The organism is Gordonia sp. CNJ-863, from assembly GCF_001942325.1.
In the GTDB taxonomy this organism is placed as follows: domain Bacteria; phylum Actinomycetota; class Actinomycetes; order Mycobacteriales; family Mycobacteriaceae; genus Gordonia; species Gordonia alkanivorans.
Genome location: NZ_MKKG01000094.1, coordinates 79,963 through 103,141, shown reverse-complemented (window position 1 = coordinate 103,141; position 23,179 = coordinate 79,963). Strand labels below are relative to the sequence as shown.

Genomic DNA, 23,179 nt, shown 5'->3' with positions numbered 1-23,179 from the left:
GCAAATGCCCTTGAAACGGCCCCTCCGAGAGCCCCCTGCATTGCCCCTCCGGATGACACCGGCCGGCACGATCAGGAGCGCGTACGCCGCTCCCCGGTGACCGAGTCGAGGAGAGCACGCAGCCGTGACCTCCGCCGGAAACGTGGACATGTCCCGTCCGGGCACAGCGCACAGTCGGTGCCCGCCCGGTGATGCTGGTGTGCCGACCGGTCGTGACCGCACCGGCAGTTGTCGTCGTCCACCCAGGTGAGGTTACCGAAGGAGCCCCGAAGGTGGGCGGTTGTCCTGTGTGTCAGGGTGCGACGACTCGGACCCAGTCGACGAGCATCGTGGACTCCGGCGGCGTGGTGGGGCCGGCAGGTCCCGGCCAGGTGCCGCCGACGGCGATGTTGAGCAACAGATGCAAAGGTTTGTCGAGGACCCAGCGCGAGCCGGGCTCGAGGTCCGCCGGGGTGACGGTGAGCAGCGTCCGGTCGTCGATTCCGGTTTGGATGAGACCGGGCAACTTGTTCACCCAGTAGATACGAAAGGTCCCCGCAAGTGGTGCCGGCGGGATGCCGGTGGCCGACACGCTCTGACGTCCGCTCGGCGGTCCGCCGGGTACGTGGACGCCGGTGTGGTACTCGGACGCCTCGTTGAGCGTTTCGATGATGTCGATCTCGCCGGAAGCCGGCCAGCCGACCCGGTCGATGTCATCGCCCAGCATCCAGAACGCGGGGTGCAGTCCGGCACCGGCGGGCACGGCGATGCGGGCCGAGATCCGGCCGTGGCGGATCGACAGTTCACCCTTGGTCGACAATCGCGCCGAGGTGAACCCCCGGTCGTTGCGTCGGGCTATGACGGCCAGGTGCCCGTGCCCGTCGATCCGGGCGTTTTCCACGGAGTCGGTGTACACCTGGACTTCGTCGTTGCCCCAGCCACCTCCGCCGGTGACGGCCCGCCAGGGGCTCTGCACTGCGCGAGGCGGGCCGTCGAAGCCGTCGGCGTAGATGACGCGTGGTCCGGGGTCGGCATGGCCGAATCCGATGGAGCATCCCGACGCGGCGAGCACTGCGACGACGCACAAGTGGACGACTGGTCTCATCGGATGCTCCTTCTCTCGGCGAGTCCGCGGGCATAGCCGGCGCAGGTCCACAGGAACCCGGCCACCAGCGCTGCACATCTGCGGGGCGAGCGACGGTGGCGCCAGACCCCGGCCGGAAGCACGCGGGTGGTGTAGCGACGTTCGCTCGCGAGGGCGGCGTCCGCGCCGGTCAACGAGGCCAGGACGGCTTTGGATCGACCTTCGTGATAGCAGCGCGAGGTGAAATAGCGGAAGGTCCCGCGGTCGTCGGGGACGAGATGCGTCACTCGGAAGGTCGTGTCGCGAACGATGCGGTCGTTCGGATTCCGTTCCCGCAGAGCGATTCCCATCAGGGTCTCCTCGCACCCGGCCGGCAGGGTGCCGCGGCGTCCCAGCGCCGGGGAGAAACCACCGATGTCGAGCAGCGCGTCGCGGCGCACTGCCATCGCTGCACCGATCGGGTTCCGGATGGCCGCGCCGTGGTGGGGCAGGCCGAGGTAGTCGCAGCCGACGACCCACCCGAACTCGTCGGGGAACCACTCCGGCGCAGCCGTTTCCCATCTCGCCTCGACCGCACCGCCGATCGCCGCCACATGGGCTTCCGCCATCCGTGCCCGGACCGCCTTCAGGGCTCCGGGGGCCGGGCGGGCGTCGTCGTCGATGAAGACCACGACGTCGCCGGATGCGGTGTCGGTACCGGTGTTGCGGGCTTCCGACAATCCCCGGATTCCCTTGTTGGCGACCACGATCAGCCCAGGGTGGCCCGCGGCGAGGTCGGCTGACAAGTCGGGGTTGTGGTCGACGACGATGATCAACTCGTCGGCGTCACCTAGTTGCGCTGTGGTGGCCACGATCGCAGCCTCCACCTGTTGCCGACGCCGCTCGGTGTAGCAGCAGATCACCACCGACAACCGCGGCTCTCCGGACCTGTTCTCGGCGAGCGGAATCGCCGACGGTCCCGATGTCCCGGTCACCACGGCGCGATGTGGTTGAACCACGACACCACGTCCTCTCCCCTGATACACGACGAATCCAGATGCGCGCCCGAGCATTCGACCATCGAGATGGTCGCGACCTGCCCGAACCGGGCGCGGAACGCCGCCGCATTGGCCGCTGTCGACACGAGAGTGTCCTGCGGACTGACGTAGAAGCGGATGTTCGCACCCGCCAGCGAATCGACGGGCAGTCGCATCGGGTCCGTCCCGGGGAGGTCGGGGTTCGCCGCTGCGAGGCCTTGCTGGTAACCGCCTGTCGCCTGCGCGAAAGTCAGGGCGGGCCCGATCGCGGCCAGCCCGCGCGGCCGGAGGTCTGAGTGCTTTGCCATCACGTTGACCGCTGCGATCGTGCCCATCGACTCGGCCAGGAAGAACACGTCGGACACCCGATGCCGCTCGGCCGTCGCTTCGGCGATCGCCGCATAGTGGCGCTGGGATGCGGGGTTTCCGTACGCATTTCCCCCGGCTCGGCCGGCCACGACCACGTAGCCGGCTGCACAGAGGTCACGGACGAGAGCGCGATGGGCCTCGTCCACGTCGAGGATCGTCTCGTCACGGTCCAGACCGTGGAAGAAGACCACGACGCCTCGCGTGGTCACACCGCCATCCGAGATCGTCAACGTGTTCTGCCCGTCGATCACCGCCCGGAGCCGGATCAGACCGCCCTCGGTCGACGAGCATCCCGCGACCGACACGGAGAGAGCCGCCGTCACGATCGCCACGAGAATCATCAGCAGACCACGCATCCGTCACACCGCCGCGAGCCGGTGATAGTGGGACGCCACCCGGGCCGCACGCACCGGCGCGACGAACTCGTCGCGGACCCGTTCCGCGCCGGCCTCGGCGATCCGCGCGCGAAGCCCCGCATCCCCGAGCAGCCTCTGCACTGCGCGCGCCAGGCCGTCGGCGTCGCCGGGTTCCACGAGCAGGCCGGTCTCCTCGTCGACGATGAACTCGCCGGGACCACCGGATCTACAGGCGACGACCGGAACCTGACACACCTGCGCCTCGAGCAGGATCATCCCGAAAGGTTCCTCGAAGGACGGGCAGGCGAGGACGTCGACGGCCCCCAGGACCCCGGCGACGTCGTCGACATGCGGCACGATGCGCAGTGCGTCGCCGAGCAACCGAGTGCCGACCCGCACGAGTTCGGTCAGGTAGCCGCCGTCGTCCACCCCGGGTGACCCGACAACCGCGAGTTGGGCCGGCACACCGTTCTCCCGCACCCTGGCCACCGCGTCGACCAGCACGTGCAGACCTTTCTCCGGGTCGACGCGACCGACCGCGGCAACTATCGGGCATTCCGGGGAATCCGCCAGCCGGGCACGCCACTCCCCACTGGGCGCGGCGGTCTCGAACCGTCCGACATCGACGCACTGCGGGATGACGATCACTTTGTCACGCACCCAGGACGGGACCTGATCGCGCGACGCGCCACTGATGGCGATCGTGCTGTCGGACAGACGGACTGCGAACCCCAGCGCCCACCGGCCGATGCCGGGAGCCACTATCTCGTGGAGTTCGAGAACGGTTCCGGTCCGCGTCAGCCGACCGGTGACTGCGCAGTCGAGATGCGTCATGAGCAGGTTGGAGTGGATCACCTGCGCCCGCGTCTCCCGCACGACGCGCATGAGGCGGGAGATGGACCGCACGGTGCGCCATACCAGCGAGATCAGTTCGACAGATCCACGCATGCGTCGCCCGTCGGGTGAACGCAGTCCTCGCCGCTCCGGGATCTCCAGAGCGCGGAACGCCAATCCCAACCCACGCCAACGCTTTTCGAATGTACCGCCCGCGGGGGCGGCCAACGTCACATCCACCTCGGCCGTCGCCAGGAGCGGCGCGATGTTCAGCAGACTCTGCTCGGCCCCCATCGCATCCTTCGACGGCGAGACCGCGAGCACCCTGATCACGACGAACCGTCCCCGTCGACGAGCCGGCCGAAGTCCTGGGCGAACGCTTTCAGGGCGGCAACGACACGTGCTGGGTCGATGACGTTGTCGTGGAACGAGGCCGACACGAGGCTGGCCTCGCGGGTGTGCAGCGCGACGATCGTCAGCCCGTGCGGGCCGTCCGGTTCCGAACTGCTCGCGTACAGATGTTCCCCGCCGGGCGAGAACGGGATGTTCGTGCGCATTCCGACGTCCGAGAAGGCGACGGAGACAGGTGCCGCCGGGTCGGTGACCGTCGGCGTCACCGGACGGCGCCGTCGTCCGCCTGTGCGCGCGGAGGACAGTAGAGCCCCCGCGAGGGGTCGTGCCGTTCGCATCCCGGAGCGGATCTGCCGGGACACCTCGGCGATGGTGGTCTCCTCATCGATCCGGATCGGCAGCGCTCCCAAGAAATTGCCGTTGATCCACTCCCCGTCGAGGTAGGTTCGCAGGTCCACGACGACGTTCGAGATCGGCGACACGTTGACGCCTGCCTCCTGCAGAGCCCGGATGAGTGCGATGGCGACGACGGCGAAGTTGCTGACCTTGCCCGCCGACTTCTTGACCCGGGCGACCGTCTCGTCGCGGACAGCGCCGTCGAGGCTTCCGTACAGCGTCCTGCGCGAGGGCGACCACGTCACCGGTAGGCCCGGCTCCGGCGGTGCAGGCCGCTTCGGCCGGTCGGCGAACGCCGCTCGCAGACGCTGAGGGCCCCGCCCGAAGGTCGCCCACGCGGCGGACAGCATCGGCGCCCGTCCGGACGGGTGGGACGCCACCGGCGCGTACTCGCCCGCGGACGCGGCGGCGGCCACAGCTTCGATGATGGCGCCGTTGCTCCGGCCGTCGCTGAGCGCGTGCCGCACGATCATGCCCAGGTGTCTCGGGAATCTGACGAACTGGATGGGCAGGTCCGGATCTGCATGTGCCACCAAAGAGTCGACCACTGCGCCGATGTCGGTCCCGATAGGCCAGGGTTCCCCCTCGGTGACCATGTCATCCGTCGGCTCCCCGGGAATCCAGCGCAGGGTCGCGCGGTCCAGACGCCAGCCGAGCCGGGCATGAGGGTTCTCCGTCGCCACCCGTCGCAGTGCTGCACGCACGGCATCGAGCGGTGGCAGGTCCACCGGTCCGAGCAGGAGGCTGAGTACCGATCCCACCCAGGGTCGGTCTCGTCGTTGCAGCGCAAGGGGTTCAGACATCACGGCACCTCATCTCGTGTCATTCCGGTACAGGAAGACCCACGTACCGGGTTTCTCGTCGACGACTTCCCAGCGGGGATCGCTCGTCATCCGGCGGTTCAGGTTGTCGATCGCCTCTGCGGGAAACAATCCGAAGAAGGCGCCGAACCCTCGCATCGGTTCCGACAGGACGACGAACGTCGGTCTGTTCCGCCCGGTGATGACCGCCATGAACTCCCGGTAGTCGGATTCGGAATCGAAGGCCCTGCCCGCGAGACCTGGCTGGAACATCAATGCGTTGTCGAATGCGTGGGTGAACTCGGCGAAACGTACGTAGTCACCCGTGGGTCGTTCCGGCCACCCGGGAACGAGCGGTGTCACGTAGGCCGGAAACACACTGCCCGCGAGCACTTCTCCGGCTGAGCTGACCTGGTCCCGGCCGATCAGGTTCGTGTACCAGTTCGCCGACCCCGCCTGCGCCGCCAGAGCGGTCGCGACACCGAGTGCGGCGAAGGTCCCGGCGAACCGGATGCGACCGGCACGCACACCGGCGAGCAACCCTGGGGCGAGGACGAACGCACAACCAGGCAGCGAATAGAGGAAGACCCGGAAGACTGCCTCACCGCCGTAACTCTGTCCGCCGAGGATCAGGATCGGACTCAGCGCGATGACAGCCAGTGCCCGGACTGGTTGCCCACGTCGCCATCTCAAGATCAGGACGGCCACGGTGGAGGCCCAGGTGGCAATCGTCACCACGCGCATGACCGCGCTCGAGAAGACCTGGCCGGCCATACCGTGGTGCCCCCCACCGCGAGTGGCCGCATTGTTCGCGACGTCCCCTGAGAACAGGGTGTAACCAGACAGGACGTCGCCGTTGTAGAGGAGTACGCCACCGAGTATCGCGCCCATCACCAGGGCGATCCACCACGGCTTGAGCATGCGCCCCAGCACGAGCAGGCATGCCGCGCCCAGCACCCAGTACGGGGTGAGCTGGTGAGTGATCGCGAGCGCTCCGAACAGGATCATGATCGGCGCCGTCCCCACCGCGCGGTCGCGGGAGAGCCCGATCGGGACGAGCATCGCGACGGCCAGCAGCATCCCGATCGCCTGCGGCGCGAAGTAGTCCTGCTCGACCCAATTCAGTGTCACCACCAAGAACGTGGCCGCGAGCCCTTCGTCGCGGGTGAGTCGCCACGCACGTGCCCCCGCGTACACGATGCCCGCGAGAAAGAGGTGATAGACGGGCGTGAACCAGTGCGCGATGTCGATCGGGCTCAGGCCGGTGAGGTCGGCGACCCATGCGGTCACCGCGAAGAGCGCCGGCCACCCGTTGTAGACATCCACACCATGGGCGAGCGACCCGCTCTGCTGAATATGATCGACGACCCCGAGGTGTTTGTAGGTCCAGGAGTAGATCGGCGCGTCCGTCGAGATCGCCCGTGGTAACCGCTGGCAGACGATCATCGCGACGATCGCTCCGACCGTGGCGGTGGTATTCCCCTGGCGCAGTGCGATACCGAAGGCGACTGCCGCCAGGACGATCGACGCCGGATACAGCGGGGACGCGCCGGCCAGTAGTCCGTACTCGTTGAACGACGATCCCGCGATCGAGCGCACGCCGAGAACGAAGCAGACGAGACAGCACGCCAGCACCGCCCACGGAGACACGACCATCCACGACACGACCGGATGCCACCGCTTCGATCTCGCGGGGGCGACCGGCTCGCACCCCGCGGGCGGATGCGGGGGTTCCACCGACGTCGTCGTCTCATCGTGAACCAAGGTCATACGTGCGCCACCCTGGATGCGAGATGGGCACCGCGACCGAGACCTCCGGCGGTGGTGGCGATCCCGATGATCGCCAGGACAACGGCCGGACTCCAGAAACCGGCCATGAGCAGTCCGGTCACGGCGACGATGGACACCGCGAGCCCGACCGCCGGAACCAGCGACAACCGCGCGTGAGTCGGCATGCTGCCGAACGACATCACCAGGCTTCCCGGTCCCAGAAGGACGAACGCGATCACCGCGACCACTTGCAGTACACCGGGCAGCATCGTCGCGCCGAGCAACCCGACGAGCCCGAGCCACATGGACACGGCAGCGAGTCGGCCCTCGAGAATGGTGTTCCCGGGCTCACCCCACATCTGGCCACGACGGAAATCGAGCAGACCCGCCAGACCCCTCGATGTGGCCCGGAGCGGTGCACCCGCGCGCCCCGCGAGGCGACCCCTGATGAGTCGCCACGGTCCGCGCGCCACCCCGACGAGCTCCCGGCGACGCAGACCCGCCAGCTCTGGCTCCGCGACGACAGCCGGACCTGGATCGACCTGGGTGGTCGCGCGCAGGTGACGGATACCGGCGACCAGCCGCTTCGTGACCAGCACCGTTGTGCAGGGGTCGACGAGCAGTTTGAAGATCACTGCACCGAGTCCGACCCCGTAGTCGTGCATCTGCTTCTCGAGCTCGGCGACACTCGCGCGGTGGCTGTGCCATACGATCGCCGCGGGTTCGCGTGCGATGGACCCGCCGGCCAGGAGGAGCCTGACAAAGATGTCGATGTCCTCGCCGCCCCCTGCTGCCGAGCCGGCACCCACTGCCTCATCGAAACCGCCGAGTCCGACGACGACGTCTCTGCGTACGGCGAAGTTCGCACCCGTCCCGAACTCGGACACCCGCAACGGAAAGAGGTCATCGGCCGCCACCGGCCGCGCCACGCCGTACAGCGCTGGCTCCCAGCGTTCCGCCCACCCCACACGACGGTCGAAATACGCCTGCGCCGGCGTCATCACCTCGACCGAGGGGACCATGCCGCACACGCACGCCACCGACTCGTCTCGTTCGAAACCGATGACGATCCGCGACAACCAGTTCGGATCGAGGACGACGTCGTCGTCGGTGAACGCGACGAGCTCGAATCTCGCAGACCGGAGACCGACATTGCGCGCGATGGAGAGACCCGGCCCGGCAGCGTCCACCACCCGAACAGGGATCGACGGACAGGCCGCCGCCACGACCGGTGGTGTCAGCCCGCTCACCGGATTGTTGTCCACCACGAGCACCTCGAAGTCCGGGTAGTCGAGGGTGACGAGGCTGTCGAGGAGTCGGGCGAGATGGTCCGGACGGTCTCGGGTGCAGATGACCACAGACACCCCGGGCCGGGTCCTGCGCTCGGGCAACACCGGCGGTTCGGGTAGACCGCGTGCCTGCTCACGAAGAGCGACGCCGTCGATCGTGCCGTTCTGCACCGGGAGTCGCACCAATCCGAGTGGCCTATCCTCCGACCACACCAGGAACCTGGACTCGCGGAAATCGTCGCCGCCGATCAATTCGATTCGCGGCGAGTCGGTCTCGTTGCTCTCTCGCTCCGGGTCGTGACCACCCTGTTCGTCGATGCCCGGTCGCTCATCGAGCTCATGCAGATCAACCTGACCGATCCAGATCGCACCGCCCCAGAGTTTTCCGCTGTCCTGGATTCGCCGGACCGGCTCGAGTCCGGGACGCCGGTCCACATACCCTTTGTCGATCATCCGATCACTCCCCGTGACGACGAGGAACGAGCTCCTCGCCTTGTTCGATTGACGTCCGCCTCCTGCGCGTGACGAGCGTCAGCGCGCCGGCGAGGAAGGTGAGTGCTGCCTGGTGGAGGAGGATCGCCCATGCACCGCCGGCGGCGCCGAGCGATCCGCAGAGACCGGGCATGAGTGCGAACAGCAGGATCGCCGTGGCTCCGGAGAAGGTCAACGGTGCGCGAAGCCTGCGTCGCGCCTGCTGAAGTGCCGCCCAAACCAGGTAGGGCAGGCGCAGGATCGATCCGGCACACAGGATGAGCACGACGACAAGCGTTTCCGTCACTCCATATGCCGGGTTCAGGAGATGGAGCGCTCCGGGTACGACCACGACCAGACCGATCGTGCCGACGCCGGTCACCACTCCCGACCGGAGGAGGATCTTCTTCGCCATCGAGGCTGCCGACTCGGGCTCACCCGAGGCGTGTACCACCAGGGACACCGCCATCGACGCCCCGATGAAGTCGAGCGTGCTGACGATGGCGAAGACGAGTGCGAAACGCGCGCCTTCGGCCGGTCCCGCGAACAGTGTGACGAGGAACGGAGTGAGGGACAGGACCCCCAGATTGAGTCCGGACAGCGCGGTGGTCCTCGTGACCACCCGATGAAACTCAACCATCGCCTGGTCACCGGACAGCGCGCCCTGTGCGGGCAACCCCTCACCGGTCTCGACGATCCGCCGGATCATGGGTCGCAGGACCACAGCCACACCCACCGCCGCGACGACGACCGCCAGCGGGATGCTCTGCCACGCGACGGTGAACACGGCGACCGGCAGCAACACGATCTTGCCGATCCCGACCGCCACGTTCGCTACCGGGGTCCACGACGCCCGCCCGATCGCGATCAGCGTCGAGCTCTGCAAACCCAATGCGGTCCAGCCGAACACGCCGACCGCGACGAGCAGTGCCACCGCGAACTGGAATCGGGCCTCAGGGAGTACGCAGACCGTCACCAGGCCTGCGACGCCTCCGGCGGTGAACGACAGACCGGCCGACAATCGCTGGCCTCGCCGGTACACCGTGCGCCGGTCGTCCCCGACGGCCGGCAGAACCGCCGTGTAGGCGTCACCCACCCCGGCCGAGATCACCGAGCCCACGGCTGTGATGACGGAGAGCACAGCAGTCATCACCCCGAGCTGGGACGGCTCCACGAACCGGGCGGCGAATGTCCAGAAGCCCATTCCGAGAACAGCATTGGCGACTGTCGCACCGGCAAGGTAGATCGCGTCCCGCTCGACTCGACGTGCCCCGTACCGTGAGGCCGACCGAACTGCGGCGTCGAGCTCAGCCGACATGGCCGGAAGCCGCCCAGCCAGGGTCACCACGGTCCTCGAACTCGCTGCGCACCACCGACAATCCGTCGTGCACAGCCGCCAGTCGACGCCTCGACGCCCGTCGCTGATGCGTGAACTCCTGACCGATCGTGCGCAGAACGCGCAGCCCGTCGCTCACCGCGTTGAGGTTGCTCTCGCCGTGGATACGGTTGGCCTCGAAGCTGTGCACTTCCGTGATCTCCAGACCACTCACTGCCACACGGACATTGATGAGGGTCTCGATCTCGAACCCATCCCCCCACTGGGGCGTGGCCGCCCGCGTGGGCGGTAGCTGCATGACCTCGAGACAAGTCCGCCAGAAGGCGTTGTATCCGTAACAGAGGTCGGTGAACTCGCAGGAGAACAGCGTGTTCACCACACTGTTCAACCCCCGGTTCCCGACTCGGCGTATACGCGTGATGTCCGCACTGCCGCCGCCGGCGACGAAGCGCGATCCTTTGGCGAAGTCCGCACCGGCGACCAACGCGCCGACGTAGCGGGTGATCTCCTGCGGGTCCGTGCTGCCGTCGGCATCGATCATCACGATGATGTCGCCGGTGCACGCCTCGAAACCACAGGCCAGCGCATTTCCCTTTCCCTTCCGGGATTGGGTGAGATGCACGGCGTCAGGCCACAATCGGCGCCCGACCGCAACCGTGTCGTCAACTGAACTGCCGTCGACGAAGACGATCTCGTCGACGTCTGGTGGCATTCGCGCCGCGACGTGAGGCAGGTTTCGCGCCTCGTTCATCGCCGGCACGACCACCGACACCCTCGGCCGCGGATTGACCGGCGGCAGATGGTCCCAGATTCCCGAGACGGCAGCTGCTCTACCGGCCTCTCCTTGAACTGGTGATTCTTTTCCCCCATGGCGAAGCCTTTTCATGTTCGACCAGAAACGATCCGGAACACCGCAGTCAACTCGACGCCATCGGCGAATCAAGGCACGGAAAATAGATTGTCCGGCCGCTCTGTCTCAACAGCCGACAAACACAGATCGTGGTCACGCCAGAACACTTCCCCCCAAATGAAAGGTCCCCCCGGTGCGCTTCCGAAATCAATGTGGCACAGAACCTTCGGACCCGCCAATCGGACCGGGGTACGTCACATTCGCGACGATTTTCCGATTCGTTGACCGGCGTCTCCGAAACAAACCCGGAACGGCATAATCGACACGAAATAGGTTGCGCGGCAACCATTACCGAATCGGCCAGAAAGAATCCGGATGAGTTTTGTCTTCCTGCCGGCACCGCATAACACGTGTTATTCGTCCGAACGGATCACCCTCGATACCCCGAGGTACGCGCACGAAACACGACTCGATCGCGCTGTGACGCGGGTGCCGCGGCGCGCTTCGATCCACGACCGCAGCGATTCGACGGCGTCGTCCCGGTCGCCGGCGGATTCGAGCCAGCGGGCCAGGTTGATGATCGGCTGGAGACTGTCGGCGATCGTGGGCCGAACCAGCAGGTGCTGCACGCGTGCTCTGGTTGACTACATCCGTGGCACATTCCATCGAGTTGTTACCCGACGAGGACACCGACGCCTGGGTGCGGCGCCGCTGGTCAGCGCTCGCCGACGTCGGCCTCCCCAGCTCCCAGCGCGTGCGATCAGCCACCAATCGTCCGCACGTCACCCTGTTGGCGGCGCGCCACATCGCGTCCGCCGCCGACGCCGCCCTCGGTCCCGCCGGCCAACGCCTACCGATGAATTGCATCATCGGGGCGCCCGTCGTGTTCGGTCACGGCTCCCGCCACACCCTTGCACTGCTCGTCGTCCCCAGCACCGAGTTGCTGTCGCTCCACGCCCAGGTGGCACGTACGGTTCGCGGTCACACAGTGCACCCCGACGACGCTGCGGACGGCGCCGAGAACCCGAGCACCTTCGCACACGTCGACCCGGGCGGATGGACCCCGCACGTCACCCTGGGACGCCGCTTCACGTACCAGCAGGTCGGCGAGGCACTCGCCACGCTCGAACCACTGGGTGAACCCGACCGGATCTGCACCTTCACCGCGCTGCGACGCTGGAATCCCGACGCCGGCACCGAGCACGTCGTGGCCGGTCGGGCCTGCTGAACTGCAGGGATGTAACCCGAGTCGAAACCGCTCCGTGACCGGCCCGAGAACCAACGCTGAGATCGTTCCACCATGACGATCACACCCGACAGCACCACACCACCCGGTCACGGCACGGACAACCCGACCGTCGCCTCCTCGTCACCGAGCGCCGACGAGTTCGCCGAACGATTCCTCGACTCCACCCTGGCCACCGCGGAGACCATGAGCGTTTACCTCGGGGAGCGACTGGGCTGGTACCGGTGCCTCGTCGATCACGGTCCGCTGACCGCCGACGACCTGGCTTCCCGCACGGCCACCGATGCACGGTACGCCCGGGAATGGCTCGAGATGCAGGCGGCGTTCGGCATTCTCGACGCCGATCTGTCCAGCAATTCAACGACATTCGGTATCTCACCCGGCGTCGCCGAGGTCCTCACCGACACCTCCAGTCGTTCTTATCTGGGTGCGCTCCCCCGGATGTTCGCCGCCTCGTTCGGCCGGCTGTCCGAACTACTCGACGCCTACCGCACCGGCGGCGGCGTCAGCTGGGACCAGCTCGGGGCCGACGCGCGCGAATGCCAGGCCGCACTCAACAAGCCGTGGTTCGACGCCGATCTCGCACCCGCTCTCGCCGCCATAGACCATATCCATCAGCGACTGTCCCGACCGGGCGCAAAGATCGCCGACATCGGCTTCGGCGCCGGGCATTCGACGATCGCCCTCGCCCACGCCTACCCGGAGGCGACATTCGTCGGTCTCGACGTCGACGCCGCATCGGTGCAGATGGCGCGGGACAACGCCGAGGCCGAGGGTCTCGGCGACCGGGTGCAGTTCCATCTCGCCGGCGGAGAAGAGGCCGTGGCACACGGACCGTTCGACGCCGCCTTCGCCTTCGAATGCCTCCACGACATGCCCCGGCCCGTCGAGGTTCTCGCCGCGACGCGGCAGGCCCTCGCACCCGGGGCGCCGATGATCGTCATGGACGAAGCGGTATCCGACGAATTCTCCGGCCCGGCAGACGAACTCGACAAACTCATGTACGGGTTCTCACTGTTCGTGTGTCTGCCCGACTCGATGAGTTCGCCGCCCTCGGTCGCCACCGGCACGGTGATGCGACCCGCCACCCTGCGGTCCTACGCCGAGCAAGCCGGCTTCCGGAGCGTCGAGGTGCTGCCGATCGAGGACTTCGCCTTCTTCCGGTTCTACGAGCTCCGCACCGGCTGAAGAGTCGGCCGACCCCGGGCAATATCATCACAAGATGCCCACGAAGGACGACGACCGCGAGAACTCGGAGACCACCGAGCAGGAGCCCTCTGTGCGGCCTCCACGCGTCCTGGGCGACGTGGACTCCGCGACGAGTGACCGAGCAAGTCGCTGGTGGTGGGACCACGACGCGGAGAACTACCACGACGAACATGGCGCCTTCCTCGGCACGTACACCGGAGGCGGCGACTTCGTCTGGTGCCCAGAGGGCGTCCGCGAATCCGAGGCCGGACTCCTCGGAGAGATCGAGGATCGCACGATCCTCGAGATCGGTTGCGGCTCAGCACCCTGCGCCCGCTGGCTCGCTGCTCACGGTGCACATGCCGTCGGTGTCGACCTGTCCCGGCGCATGCTCGGGATCGGTCTCGACGCCATGGAGGCCGACGAGGTGCGCGTGCCGCTGATCCAGGCGACCGCGGAGACCCTGCCCTTCGCCGACGAGTCCTTCGACACCGTGTGCTCGGCGTTCGGCGCGATCCCCTTCGTCGCGGACTCCGCCGGTGTCATGGCCGAGGTTTCTCGTGTCCTGAAGCCTGGCGGCCGTTGGGTTTTCGCGGTCAACCATCCGATGCGCTGGATGTTCCTCGATGATCCGGGACCCGAGGGCCTGACCGTACGAATCCCCTACTTCAACCGAACGCCGTACACCGAGACCGACCCGAGCGGGCAGATCACCTACGTCGAGCACCACCGCACCATCGGCGACCGGGTCCGCGAGCTACGTGCCGCCGGGTTCATCCTCGACGACATCATCGAACCCGAGTGGCCCGACGACCACGACCGTGAGTGGGGCCAGTGGAGCCCTTTCCGCGGACGCTACTTCCCCGGCACCGCGATCTTCTGCAGCCACAAGCCCGAGTAGCCGCGGGTACGCCCGGCTCTCAGAGCAACTTCGACAGGAACTCCCGTGTCCGCTTCTCCTGCGGGTTGGCGAGGAGTTCGCGTGGGTCGCCCTTCTCCACGACGACGCCACCGTCCATGAAGACCAACTGGTCGGCGACCTCGCGCGCGAAGCCCATCTCGTGGGTCACGACCATCATGGTCATGCCGGATGCGGCGAGTTCGCGCATCACCTTGAGGACGTCGCCGACGAGTTCGGGATCGAGTGCCGACGTCGGCTCGTCGAACAGCATGAGCTTCGGATCCATCGCGAGGGCGCGCGCGATGGCGACGCGCTGCTGCTGACCGCCGGACAGCTGCGCCGGGTAGGCATCGGCCCGGTCGGACAGGCCGACCCGCTCGAGCAGGTACTCGGCACGTTCGACGGCGGCGGCCCGCTGCTGCTTCTTCACCTGGATGGGCGCCTCGATCACGTTCTCGAGAGCGGTGCGGTGCGGGAACAGATTGAAGTGCTGGAACACCATGCCGATGTCACGGCGTTGCGTCGCAGCGTCTTTGGCACTCATCTCGTAGAGCTTGCCGTTGCGTTCGCGGTAGCCGATGAGGTCGCCGTCGACGTAGAGGCGGCCGGCGTTGACCACGTCGAGGTGGTTGACGCACCGGAGGAACGTCGACTTACCCGAACCGGACGGGCCGATGAGGCAGGTCACCTCGCCTCGCGCGACCTCGAGCGAGATCCCTTTGAGGACCGGGACCGATCCGAAGCTCTTGCACACCCGGTCGGCGAGGACCATCGGCGTCTCGGCGGAACTCATGCGTTCTCTCCCCCGGTCGTGCGGCCGGCTCCCGGTCCGTCCGGGATGTCGTCGGCCGCGGCGGTCTGTCCGTCGGCCATCGCCTTGAGCTGGCGTGCGGTCAACGCCCTGGTGGCGCCCCGCGAGTAATGACGCTCCACGTAGTACTGGCCGACCATCAGGATGCTGGTGACGGCGAGGTACCAGGTCGAGGCGACGAGCAGCAGCGGGATCGGTTCGAAGTTGACGCCCGAGATGTCGCGCACGCGACCGTAGAGATCGAGGGTCAGCGGCACCGCCGCCACCAGACTCGTCGTCTTGAGCATGGAGATCAGCTCGTTGCCGGTGGGCGGGATGATCACCCGCATCGCCTGCGGCAGCACGGTGCGACGCATGGTCTGCGACCACGACATGCCCAGAGCGATCGACGCCTCGGACTGACCCTCACCGACCGACGACACGCCTGCGCGCACGATCTCGGCCATGTAGGCGGCCTCGTTGAGCCCGAGGCCGATGACCGCGAACAGGAATGCGGCATTGAGGGTTTGGATGTCGAAGGACGCGAACTGGTGGACGAACGGAATGCCGACGTCGATCTGCTTGTAGATCGCCGGGAACAGTCCCCAGAAAACGAGCTGCACGTAGACCGGCGTCCCGCGGAAGATCCACAGGTACACCCAGGCGGTGCCGCGCAACACCGGGTTCGGTGAGAGCCGCATGATGGCGAGCGCGACGCCGAGGACGATCGCGATGGTCATCGCCAGCACCGTCAGCGCCAGGGTGTATCCGACGCCGGACAGCACGCGCTGGTCGAACAGGTAATCGGCGTAGGTGCCCCACGCGTAGGCCTTGTTGGTGGCGGCTCCGTAGACGAAGAGCCCCGCCAGCACGAGGATGATGACCGCGGCGATCCACTGGCCCGGTCTGCGGAGCGGTACTGCCTTGATCGGTTCGGGCTCGCCGGCCGTGGTGGTGGTGTCGGTCTGCGGTGAGGTCATCTCAACTCACCGCCCCGTTGATGACGGAGACATCGATCATGCCCTCCTGCAGGCCCCAGTTGGCCGCGATCTCTTCGTACTGCCCGTTGTCCATCAGGTACTGGACCGCCTTCTGCATCGCGGGTCCCAGCGGTGAGCCCTTGCGCACCGCCCATCCGTACGGCGCCGAGTCGAACAATTCGCCGGCGGCCTTCAGCTTTCCGTTGGTGCGTTTGATGGCGTACGCGGTGACCGGCGAGTCGGCCGACATCGCCTCGACCCGGCCGAGGATCAGGGCGTTGACCGCCTCGTCCTGGCTGTCGAACTTCACCTTGTCGATCGGTGGGAGACCCCTCGCGACGCATTCCGCGCTCTTGGCCGGGATCTCGTCGGTGTCCTCGTAGGTGGTGGTCTGTACCGCGACCCGCTTACCGCAGGCGTTCGACGGGTCGATGTCCTCGTCGGAGTCGGCGGCCTGCGCCCATTGCACGCCGGCGCTGTAATAGGTCACGAAGTCGACCTGCTTCTCGCGTTCGAGGGTGTCGGTGAACGACGACATCCCGACGTTGTACGTCCCGGCCTGCACCGACGGGATGATGGTGTCGAACTGCGATTCCTTGTACACCGGAGTCAGGCCGAGGACCTTGCCGACCGCATTCATGAGGTCGACGTCGTAGCCGATGATCTTGCCGTCCGGCCCCTTGAACTCGTTGGGCTGGTAGGGCACGTTGACTCCGACCACCAGGCGTCCGGTTCGTGCGATCTCGGGCGGGACGAGTGCCGCGATCTCCGGGACCTTCTCCACGTCCACGTTGATCGGGGTCACCTGGTTGGCGCGTTCCCGTTCCTCGTTGTTCACGCATCCGGTGAGCACGACCGCGAGCGCAAGGAACACGCCGAGCAGCCGGGCCACGCGCGACCGGACACGGCGTCGGTCAACCCGCGTCGAGGCCCGTTCCACAACACATCCCTTCGATGACGAACAGATCACCTGATCAGACCAACTCACTGTAGTTTGCGCCCGCCTCGCCGGCTGGCTACCGGATGTTCACGCACGTCTTCGCGCGCGTCATGCAGCCACGGTTCGCCGCGCCACCTCGTCGGCGAACTCGCTGGTCGATGACGTCCCACCCAGGTCAGCGGTCGCGATGGAGACCGCGAGGGTGTCGGCGACGGCGGAATCCATCCGGTCGGCCGCCGCGACGAGCGCCGGATCGTCGGTCATCAGCCCGTACCGCCGGAACCCCATCGACACCGACGCGATCATCGCGACCGGGTTCGCGACGCCCCGCCCGGCGATGTCGGGAGCTGCTCCATGAGTTGCCTGCGCCATCACCTGGGTCGCCGAGCAGTTCACCGAACCCGCGATGCCGAGCGAGCCGGCGAGTTCCCCGGCGAGGTCCGACAGGATGTCGCCGAAGAGGTTTTCGGTGACGACGACGTCGAAGTCGGCGGGGCGTCGGACGAGCAGCGCCGCCATGGCGTCGACGTGCTGTTCGGTGACCTCCACGTCGGGGAACTCCTCGCCGACCTCCCGGCATGCGTCGCGGAACAGGCCGGTCGTCAGGCGCAGCACGTTCGCCTTGTGCACGATGGTCACCCGGGCCGGGCGTCCCGAGACCGCGCGGTCGCGGGCGGCTTCGAAGGCGACCCGCGCGATGCGCTCACTGGCCGCGCGGGTCACGAGCCCCACTGCCAGCGCGACGTCGGGAGTCGGCATGAACTCACCGCTCCCGACCGCCATGTTGCGGTCGGCGTACAGGCCCTCGGAGTTCTCGCGGACGATCAGCACATCGATGTCGGGTGCGGTGGCGGGTACCCCCGAAAAGGCCTTGGCGGGACGGAGATTGGCGAACAGCCCGTACCGGGTGCGCAAAACCGCGCCCGGGGTGCGGCTGCTGTGCTCGGGCGGATACGACGCGGAATCGTGCGGTCCGACGATCCAGAGTCCCAGATCGTCGAGCGCCGACAATGTCGCGTCCGGCACCGGTTCGCCGTGGGACGCGATGGCGGCGGCGCCGAACGGGAGTTCGTCCCAGTCGATCCGCAAGTCCTCCGCCGCCGCAGCCGCGTCGGCGACCGTGATGGCGGCGGGCACGACCTCCAGACCGATGCCGTCGCCGGTGAGAACGCCGACCCGCCTGGGCGAGGAGACCATCAGTGGGCCGCGTCGTCCCAGGACCGACCGAACCCGACCGACACCTCGAGCGGGACCGACAGCGTGATGGCGTTGCCCATCTCCTCGCGCACCGCGGCTTCGACCGCGTCGCGCTCGCCGGCGGCCACCTCGACCACGAGTTCGTCGTGGACCTGCAGCAGCACCCGCGACGTCAGCTTCTCGGCGAGGAAACGCTTGTGCACGTTGATCATCGCGACCTTGATGATGTCGGCGGCGGTGCCCTGGATGGGTGCGTTGAGCGCCATCCGCTCCGCGGACTGGCGTCGTTGCCAGTTGTCGCTGTTCAGGTCGGGCAGGTAACGCCGGCGGCCGAACAGGGTCGCCGTGTACTCGTTGCGCCGGGCTTCGGCGACCACGTCGTGCAGGTAGTCCCGCACACCGCCGAACCGCGCGAAGTACGCCTCCATCTGGTCCTTGGCCTCCTCACGGCTGATCTTCAGCTGGGCCGCGAGCCCGAAGGCACTGAGGCCGTAGGCGAGTCCGTACGACATCGCCTTCACGCGGTGGCGCATCTCGGTGGTCACCTCGTCGATCGGCACCCCGAAGGCGCGCGATCCGACGAAGTTGTGCAGGTCCTCCCCGGTGTTGAAGGCCTCGATCAGCCCTTCGTCCTCCGACAGATGGGCCATGATCCGCATCTCGATCTGGCTGTAGTCGGCGGTCATCAGGCAGTCGTAGTTCACGCCCGAATCCTGATCCGTGCCCACGATGAAGCCGCGACGGATCTCGCGGCCGGCCTCGGTGCGGACCGGGATGTTCTGCAGGTTCGGTTCGGTCGACGACAGGCGGCCGGTCGCGGCGATGGTCTGGTTGAACGTCGTGTGGATGCGCCCGTCGTCGGCCACCGACTTCAGCAGACCGTCGACGGTGACCTTCAACCGCGTGGCGTCGCGATGCTCGAGAAGGTGTGCGAGGAAAGGATGTTCGGTCTTCTCGTACAACGACTGCAGCGCGTCTGCGTCGGTGGTGTAGCCGGTCTTGGTCTTCTTGGTCTTCGGCATGTCGAGCTTGTCGAAGAGCACGGTCTGCAGCTGCTTCGGCGAACCGAGGTTGATCTGTTCACCGATGACCTCGTAGGCCGACTCGGCGGCCGCTCGGATCCGGTCGTTGAACATCAGTGCCAGCGCATTGAAGTGATCGACGTCGACAGCTATGCCGGCGGCCTCGAGGTCGGCGAGGACGAACGACAGCGGCAACTCCATCTCGGTCAGCAGCGGCTTGGAGTCGATGCGGTCGAGTTCGGTGTCGAGGGTGTCGGCGAGCTCCTGCACTGCACGCGCCTCGAGCATGTGCTGTTCGGCGACCTTGCCCTCGGTGTCGTCGTCGAGCAGCGACATCTGGCCGTCGCCCGCCCCGGTGTCGGCGCGTAGCTCACGGCGCAGGTACCGCAGGGCGAGGTCGTCGAGATTGAAGGTCCGCTGCCCGGGGCGGACGAGGTACGCGGCCAGCGAGGTGTCGCTGGTGACGCCGTCGAGCTTCCACCCGCGCGAACGCAGCGCGTGTACCGCCCACTTGGCCTCGTGCACAGCCTTGAGCGCCTGCGGGTCGGCGAGCCAGTTGGCCAGGGCCGCATCGTCTTCCGGCGTCAGGGTGGTCACGTCGACATACGCCGACGAACCGTCGGCGGCCGCGATCGCCAGTCCGGTCGGGTCGGAGCCCACGACGACGTGCGGCGCGGTCACCGCGAGACCGGTCCGGCCCGTACGGGCGTGTTCGGTGAGCCATCCCGCGACCTCGCCGGCGCCGAGGACCGAGCCGTCGAGATCGAAGCCCGCCTCGGCCTCGGGCTCGACCGAGCTGAGGGTGGAGAACAGGCGGTCGCGCAGGACGCGGAACTCGAGGTCGTCGAAGAGCTGGTGGATGCGGTCGCGATCCCAGCCGACCATCGCGAGATCTTCGGGGCCCGCGGGCAGCTGCATGTCGCGGATGAGTTCGGTGAGCTGACGGTTGGTCTGCACCGAGGCGAGATTGGCGCGCAGCGCATCGCCGACCTTGCCCTTCACCTCGTCGACGTGATCGACGAGCGAGGCCAGCGATCCGTACTCGCGAATCCACTTCGACGCGGTCTTCTCCCCCACACCCGGAATGCCTGGGAGATTGTCGCTGGGGTCGCCGCGCAGGGCGGCGTAGTCGGGGTACTGGGCGGGGGTCAGACCGTACTTCTTCTCAACCTCTTCGGGGGTGAAGCGGGTGAGGTCGGAGACACCCTTGCGCGGGTAGAGCACGGTGGTCGACGGGTCGACCAGCTGCAGCGAGTCGCGGTCGCCGGTGACGATCAGGACCTTGAAGTCCTGTTCGCGCGCCTGGGTCGCGAGGGTCGCGATGATGTCGTCGGCCTCGAAGCCCTCGATCGCCATGACCGTGACACCCAGCGCGTCGAGGACCTCCTTGGTGAGGTCGACCTGCCCGTTGAACTCGTCGGGCGACTTGGAGCGCTGCGCCTTGTACTCCGGGAACATCTCCGAGCGGAACGTCTTCCGCGAGACGTCGAAGGCGGCGGCGATGTGGGTGGGTTCCTCGTCGCGCAGCAGATTGATCAGCATCGAGGTGAAGCCGTAGACCGCGTTGGTGGTCTGTCCGGTGGCCGTCTTGAAGTTCTCGGCCGGGAGCGCGAAGAACGCCCGATATGCCAGGGAATGCCCGTCGAGGAGCATGAGGACCGGTTGCTTGGTCTTGCCCTTGCTGCCGGTACGGGTAGCTGCCGGGGAACTCTGCGCTGGACTCACAGTCGCTGAGTCTAGTGATCCGTCCCGACACCCGGACCCGCCCCGCCCGGGGCGGTCGGACGGGTGGACGGTCAGGGGTCACATCGGCCGGTACATGGCCCAGACCCTGGGGCCGTCGAGCGGAAGTTCGAATTCCGCGGTGACCTGGAAACCGAACCGCTCGTACAGCGGGACATTGAGAGCGTTCGAGCTCTCGAGGTAGGCCGGTCCGTCGATCTGCTCGAGCCGGTGCTGCAACAGCGCCGTGCCGACGCCGGCCCCCTTGACCGGGGCGCCGATCTGTCCCAGATACCAATGCGGCTCTTTCGGACGATGCTTGGCGAACTCGGCCTCCAGCTTGATCCCGCGGCCGATCCGGGGCCCGAGAGTCCGAAGGAACTCCCAGGACGACACCAGCTGTGCCCTCGTCGAGATCTTGTGCCCGGGCGGATCCCAGGCGGCCGCGCCGACCGGCTGCCCGTCGCGCATCGCGAGATCGATCGTCGATCCCTTCCCGTGGATGTGGACGAGCAGAGTCCGGAACACCGCGCGGTGACGAGCGGTGTCCGGGTCCATCCACAGCGTCACCGGGTCGTCGGCGAACGCCTGCGCGAGCAGCGCACTCGCGAGTTCGACGTCTCTGGTCTGTGTGATGGTCACCGGCAGCATCCGACCAGGGTACGGCCCTGATGGGTACGCCAGCACCACATCGCATCGATCGAGCCCACCCTGCGTCGCCGCAGATGTAACTTCCGGGAAACGTCGTTGTCGTCACGTGGCGACGAAGCTGCGGCTAATGTCCCGCAGGGTGACCGGCCGCGCAGTGATCGGCCAGGTCATGGCCGATGGATGTCACTGGCGTACAGGTCCGCAAGGGAGGTACCACCCTCGATGACAGAGCCTGACCGGCAGGCCGCACTCGTGCCCGACGACCACACCGAACGGACTCACGCGCATCGCCCCGAGTGTCGGCCCGCCCGCCAGACCCGATCACCGTCCTGCCGCCCGCCATCCCGTCGGCGCCCATCGGCGTCGACGCGGCGCACCGCGCTGGCCGTCCTGCTGTTCGTCGCGGCGTCGATGCTGTGCGGGCTCTTCGGGACCCCGTCCGCCGACGCCGCCCCCGACGAGGTGCGGGTGTTCGGTGTCCTGCGGAACGGCGCCGAGAAGGTCGAGGGGGTGAAACTCGAGGCGAAGGACGCGTCAGGCACCGTCGTCGGGACGGCCACGTCGTCGGCGACCGGAGCCTGGTCGATCATGGTGCCGCCCGGGAGGTACACCGTCGTCGTCGACACCGACTCTCTCCCAGACGATGTGGAGGTCCAGAAGCCCGAGCTACCGGTCGATGTCAGTGGCGGAACGGCGCGGCCGGTCATCTTCTCGTTCGGTGAGGTGCGGACCGGTACGGAGGTCTCGGCGGTCGCCGAACTCACCCGTCTGGCCATCGACGGCATCCGTTTCGGTCTCATCATCGCCATCACCGGCGTCGGCCTCAGCCTGATCTTCGGGACGACCGGCCTCACCAACTTCTCGCACGGCGAGCTGGTGACCCTGGGAGCGGTGGTCGCGTGGGTGTTCAACGTGAAGGTCGGGCTACAGCTGATACCGGCGACGATCCTCGCGGTCATCGTCGGCGTCGGCATCGGCATCCTGAACGAGCTCGGTCTCTGGAGACCGCTGAGACGGCGACGAACCGGGCTGATCGCCATGCTCGTCGTGTCGATCGGCCTCGCCCTGGTGATTCGGTATCTGATCCTGATCTTCTTCTCCGACCGGGCCGAACCGTTCAACGACTACCAGGCACAGACGCAGATCGGCTCGGGTCCGTTCGCGATCACGCCGGTGAATCTGGCCTGCATCGTCATCTGTGTCGTGGTGCTCCTCGGCGTCGCTCTGTTGTTGCAGCGGACCAGGATCGGCAAGGCCATGCGTGCCGTCGCCGACAACAGGGACCTCGCCGAGTCGTCAGGGATCGACGTCGACCGCGTCATCCTGTTCGTGTGGGCGCTCGCCGGCGGCCTGGCGACACTCGGCGGCGTGATGTTCGCGCTCTCCGAACTCGGCGGCCGGGTGCAATGGGAGATGGGATTCAAGCTCCTGCTGCTGATGTTCGCGGGCATCACGCTCGGCGGACTCGGCACCGCCTACGGCGCCCTCCTCGGCTGCCTCATCGTCGGATTGCTCGTCCAGCTGTCGACCTACATCCTCAGCCCCGACCTGAAGTACATCGGCGGCCTGTTGATCCTGATCATCATCCTGACCATCCGGCCCCAGGGCATTCTCGGATCGCGAGCGAGGATCGGCTGACCC

At 67.3% G+C, this 23,179-nt stretch carries 19 protein-coding genes; 4 read left to right on the top strand and 15 right to left on the bottom strand.

What is annotated here, in order from left to right:
- Positions 1 to 292: 292 nt before the first annotated feature.
- From BJF87_RS25130 to BJF87_RS25090, 9 genes are read right to left on the bottom strand one after another with little or no spacing between them, the layout of a single operon-like run.
- A complete protein-coding gene (locus BJF87_RS25130; RefSeq protein ID WP_035752167.1) occupies positions 293 to 1,084 on the bottom strand; it encodes a glycoside hydrolase family 16 protein in 792 nt (263 codons plus the stop codon).
- Positions 1,081 to 2,061: a glycosyltransferase family 2 protein gene (locus BJF87_RS25125; protein WP_230461927.1), complete on the bottom strand. Its 981-nt coding sequence runs from the start codon at positions 2,059 to 2,061 to the stop codon at positions 1,081 to 1,083. Before BJF87_RS25125 ends, BJF87_RS25130 begins: the two co-directional genes overlap by 4 nt.
- The gene (locus tag BJF87_RS25120) at positions 2,034 to 2,804 is read right to left on the bottom strand and encodes an alpha/beta hydrolase (RefSeq protein ID WP_035752165.1); all 771 of its coding nucleotides are present in this window, start codon (positions 2,802 to 2,804) and stop codon (positions 2,034 to 2,036) included. The genes BJF87_RS25125 and BJF87_RS25120 overlap by 28 nt, the downstream gene beginning before the upstream one ends.
- Positions 2,805 to 2,807: 3 nt before the next feature.
- The gene (locus BJF87_RS25115) at positions 2,808 to 3,971 is read right to left on the bottom strand and encodes a glycosyltransferase family 4 protein (RefSeq protein WP_075864088.1); all 1,164 of its coding nucleotides are present in this window, start codon (positions 3,969 to 3,971) and stop codon (positions 2,808 to 2,810) included.
- The gene (locus tag BJF87_RS25110; protein ID WP_075864087.1) at positions 3,968 to 5,188 is read right to left on the bottom strand and encodes a hypothetical protein; all 1,221 of its coding nucleotides are present in this window, start codon (positions 5,186 to 5,188) and stop codon (positions 3,968 to 3,970) included. The genes BJF87_RS25115 and BJF87_RS25110 overlap by 4 nt, the downstream gene beginning before the upstream one ends.
- A 9-nt stretch (positions 5,189 to 5,197) precedes the next feature.
- Positions 5,198 to 6,955: a hypothetical protein gene (locus BJF87_RS25105; RefSeq protein WP_051405870.1), complete on the bottom strand. Its 1,758-nt coding sequence runs from the start codon at positions 6,953 to 6,955 to the stop codon at positions 5,198 to 5,200.
- Positions 6,952 to 8,697: a glycosyltransferase family 2 protein gene (locus tag BJF87_RS25100; RefSeq protein WP_075864085.1), complete on the bottom strand. Its 1,746-nt coding sequence runs from the start codon at positions 8,695 to 8,697 to the stop codon at positions 6,952 to 6,954. The genes BJF87_RS25105 and BJF87_RS25100 overlap by 4 nt, the downstream gene beginning before the upstream one ends.
- A 4-nt stretch (positions 8,698 to 8,701) precedes the next feature.
- Positions 8,702 to 10,060, bottom strand: coding sequence for a lipopolysaccharide biosynthesis protein (locus tag BJF87_RS25095; RefSeq protein ID WP_139319596.1), 1,359 nt, complete (start codon positions 10,058 to 10,060; stop codon positions 8,702 to 8,704).
- On the bottom strand, positions 10,023 to 10,802 hold the full coding sequence (locus tag BJF87_RS25090) for a glycosyltransferase family 2 protein (protein ID WP_035752505.1): 780 nt from the start codon (positions 10,800 to 10,802) through the stop codon (positions 10,023 to 10,025). The genes BJF87_RS25095 and BJF87_RS25090 overlap by 38 nt, the downstream gene beginning before the upstream one ends.
- Before the next feature lie 751 nt (positions 10,803 to 11,553).
- Here BJF87_RS25090 and BJF87_RS25080 point away from each other — a divergent pair.
- From BJF87_RS25080 to BJF87_RS25070, 3 genes are all read left to right on the top strand, one after another.
- Complete coding sequence (locus BJF87_RS25080; RefSeq protein ID WP_042376104.1) at positions 11,554 to 12,129, top strand: 2'-5' RNA ligase family protein; 576 nt, start codon at positions 11,554 to 11,556, stop codon at positions 12,127 to 12,129.
- Between the two features lie 72 nt (positions 12,130 to 12,201).
- On the top strand, positions 12,202 to 13,335 hold the full coding sequence (locus BJF87_RS25075; protein WP_042376106.1) for a trans-aconitate 2-methyltransferase: 1,134 nt from the start codon (positions 12,202 to 12,204) through the stop codon (positions 13,333 to 13,335).
- 34 nt (positions 13,336 to 13,369) lie between these two features.
- Positions 13,370 to 14,236 (top strand): class I SAM-dependent methyltransferase, encoded by an 867-nt coding sequence (locus BJF87_RS25070; RefSeq protein ID WP_035755391.1) that lies wholly within the window; start codon positions 13,370 to 13,372, stop codon positions 14,234 to 14,236.
- Positions 14,237 to 14,255: 19 nt separating this feature from the next.
- On the opposite strand, the gene BJF87_RS25065 is transcribed toward BJF87_RS25070, so the two are convergent.
- The 6 genes from BJF87_RS25065 to BJF87_RS25040 form a co-directional block, all read right to left on the bottom strand.
- Entirely contained in the window at positions 14,256 to 15,029 is a 774-nt protein-coding gene (locus tag BJF87_RS25065; RefSeq protein ID WP_006359824.1) for an amino acid ABC transporter ATP-binding protein, read from the bottom strand.
- Positions 15,026 to 16,006, bottom strand: coding sequence for an amino acid ABC transporter permease (locus BJF87_RS25060; protein ID WP_035755389.1), 981 nt, complete (start codon positions 16,004 to 16,006; stop codon positions 15,026 to 15,028). The genes BJF87_RS25065 and BJF87_RS25060 overlap by 4 nt, the downstream gene beginning before the upstream one ends.
- Before the next feature lies 1 nt (position 16,007).
- Positions 16,008 to 16,946 (bottom strand): ABC transporter substrate-binding protein, encoded by a 939-nt coding sequence (locus tag BJF87_RS25055; protein ID WP_035755388.1) that lies wholly within the window; start codon positions 16,944 to 16,946, stop codon positions 16,008 to 16,010.
- Between the two features lie 108 nt (positions 16,947 to 17,054).
- Positions 17,055 to 18,143, bottom strand: coding sequence for an isocitrate/isopropylmalate dehydrogenase family protein (locus tag BJF87_RS25050; protein WP_006359992.1), 1,089 nt, complete (start codon positions 18,141 to 18,143; stop codon positions 17,055 to 17,057).
- Entirely contained in the window at positions 18,143 to 20,890 is a 2,748-nt protein-coding gene (polA, locus tag BJF87_RS25045) for a DNA polymerase I (protein WP_042376111.1), read from the bottom strand. Before polA ends, BJF87_RS25050 begins: the two co-directional genes overlap by 1 nt.
- A gap of 78 nt (positions 20,891 to 20,968) precedes the next feature.
- Positions 20,969 to 21,538, bottom strand: coding sequence for a GNAT family N-acetyltransferase (locus BJF87_RS25040; protein WP_006359994.1), 570 nt, complete (start codon positions 21,536 to 21,538; stop codon positions 20,969 to 20,971).
- Between the two features lie 222 nt (positions 21,539 to 21,760).
- On the opposite strand from BJF87_RS25040, the gene BJF87_RS25035 reads away from it, so the two are divergent.
- Positions 21,761 to 23,176, top strand: coding sequence for an ABC transporter permease subunit (locus BJF87_RS25035; protein WP_075864082.1), 1,416 nt, complete (start codon positions 21,761 to 21,763; stop codon positions 23,174 to 23,176).
- Positions 23,177 to 23,179 lie beyond the last annotated feature (3 nt).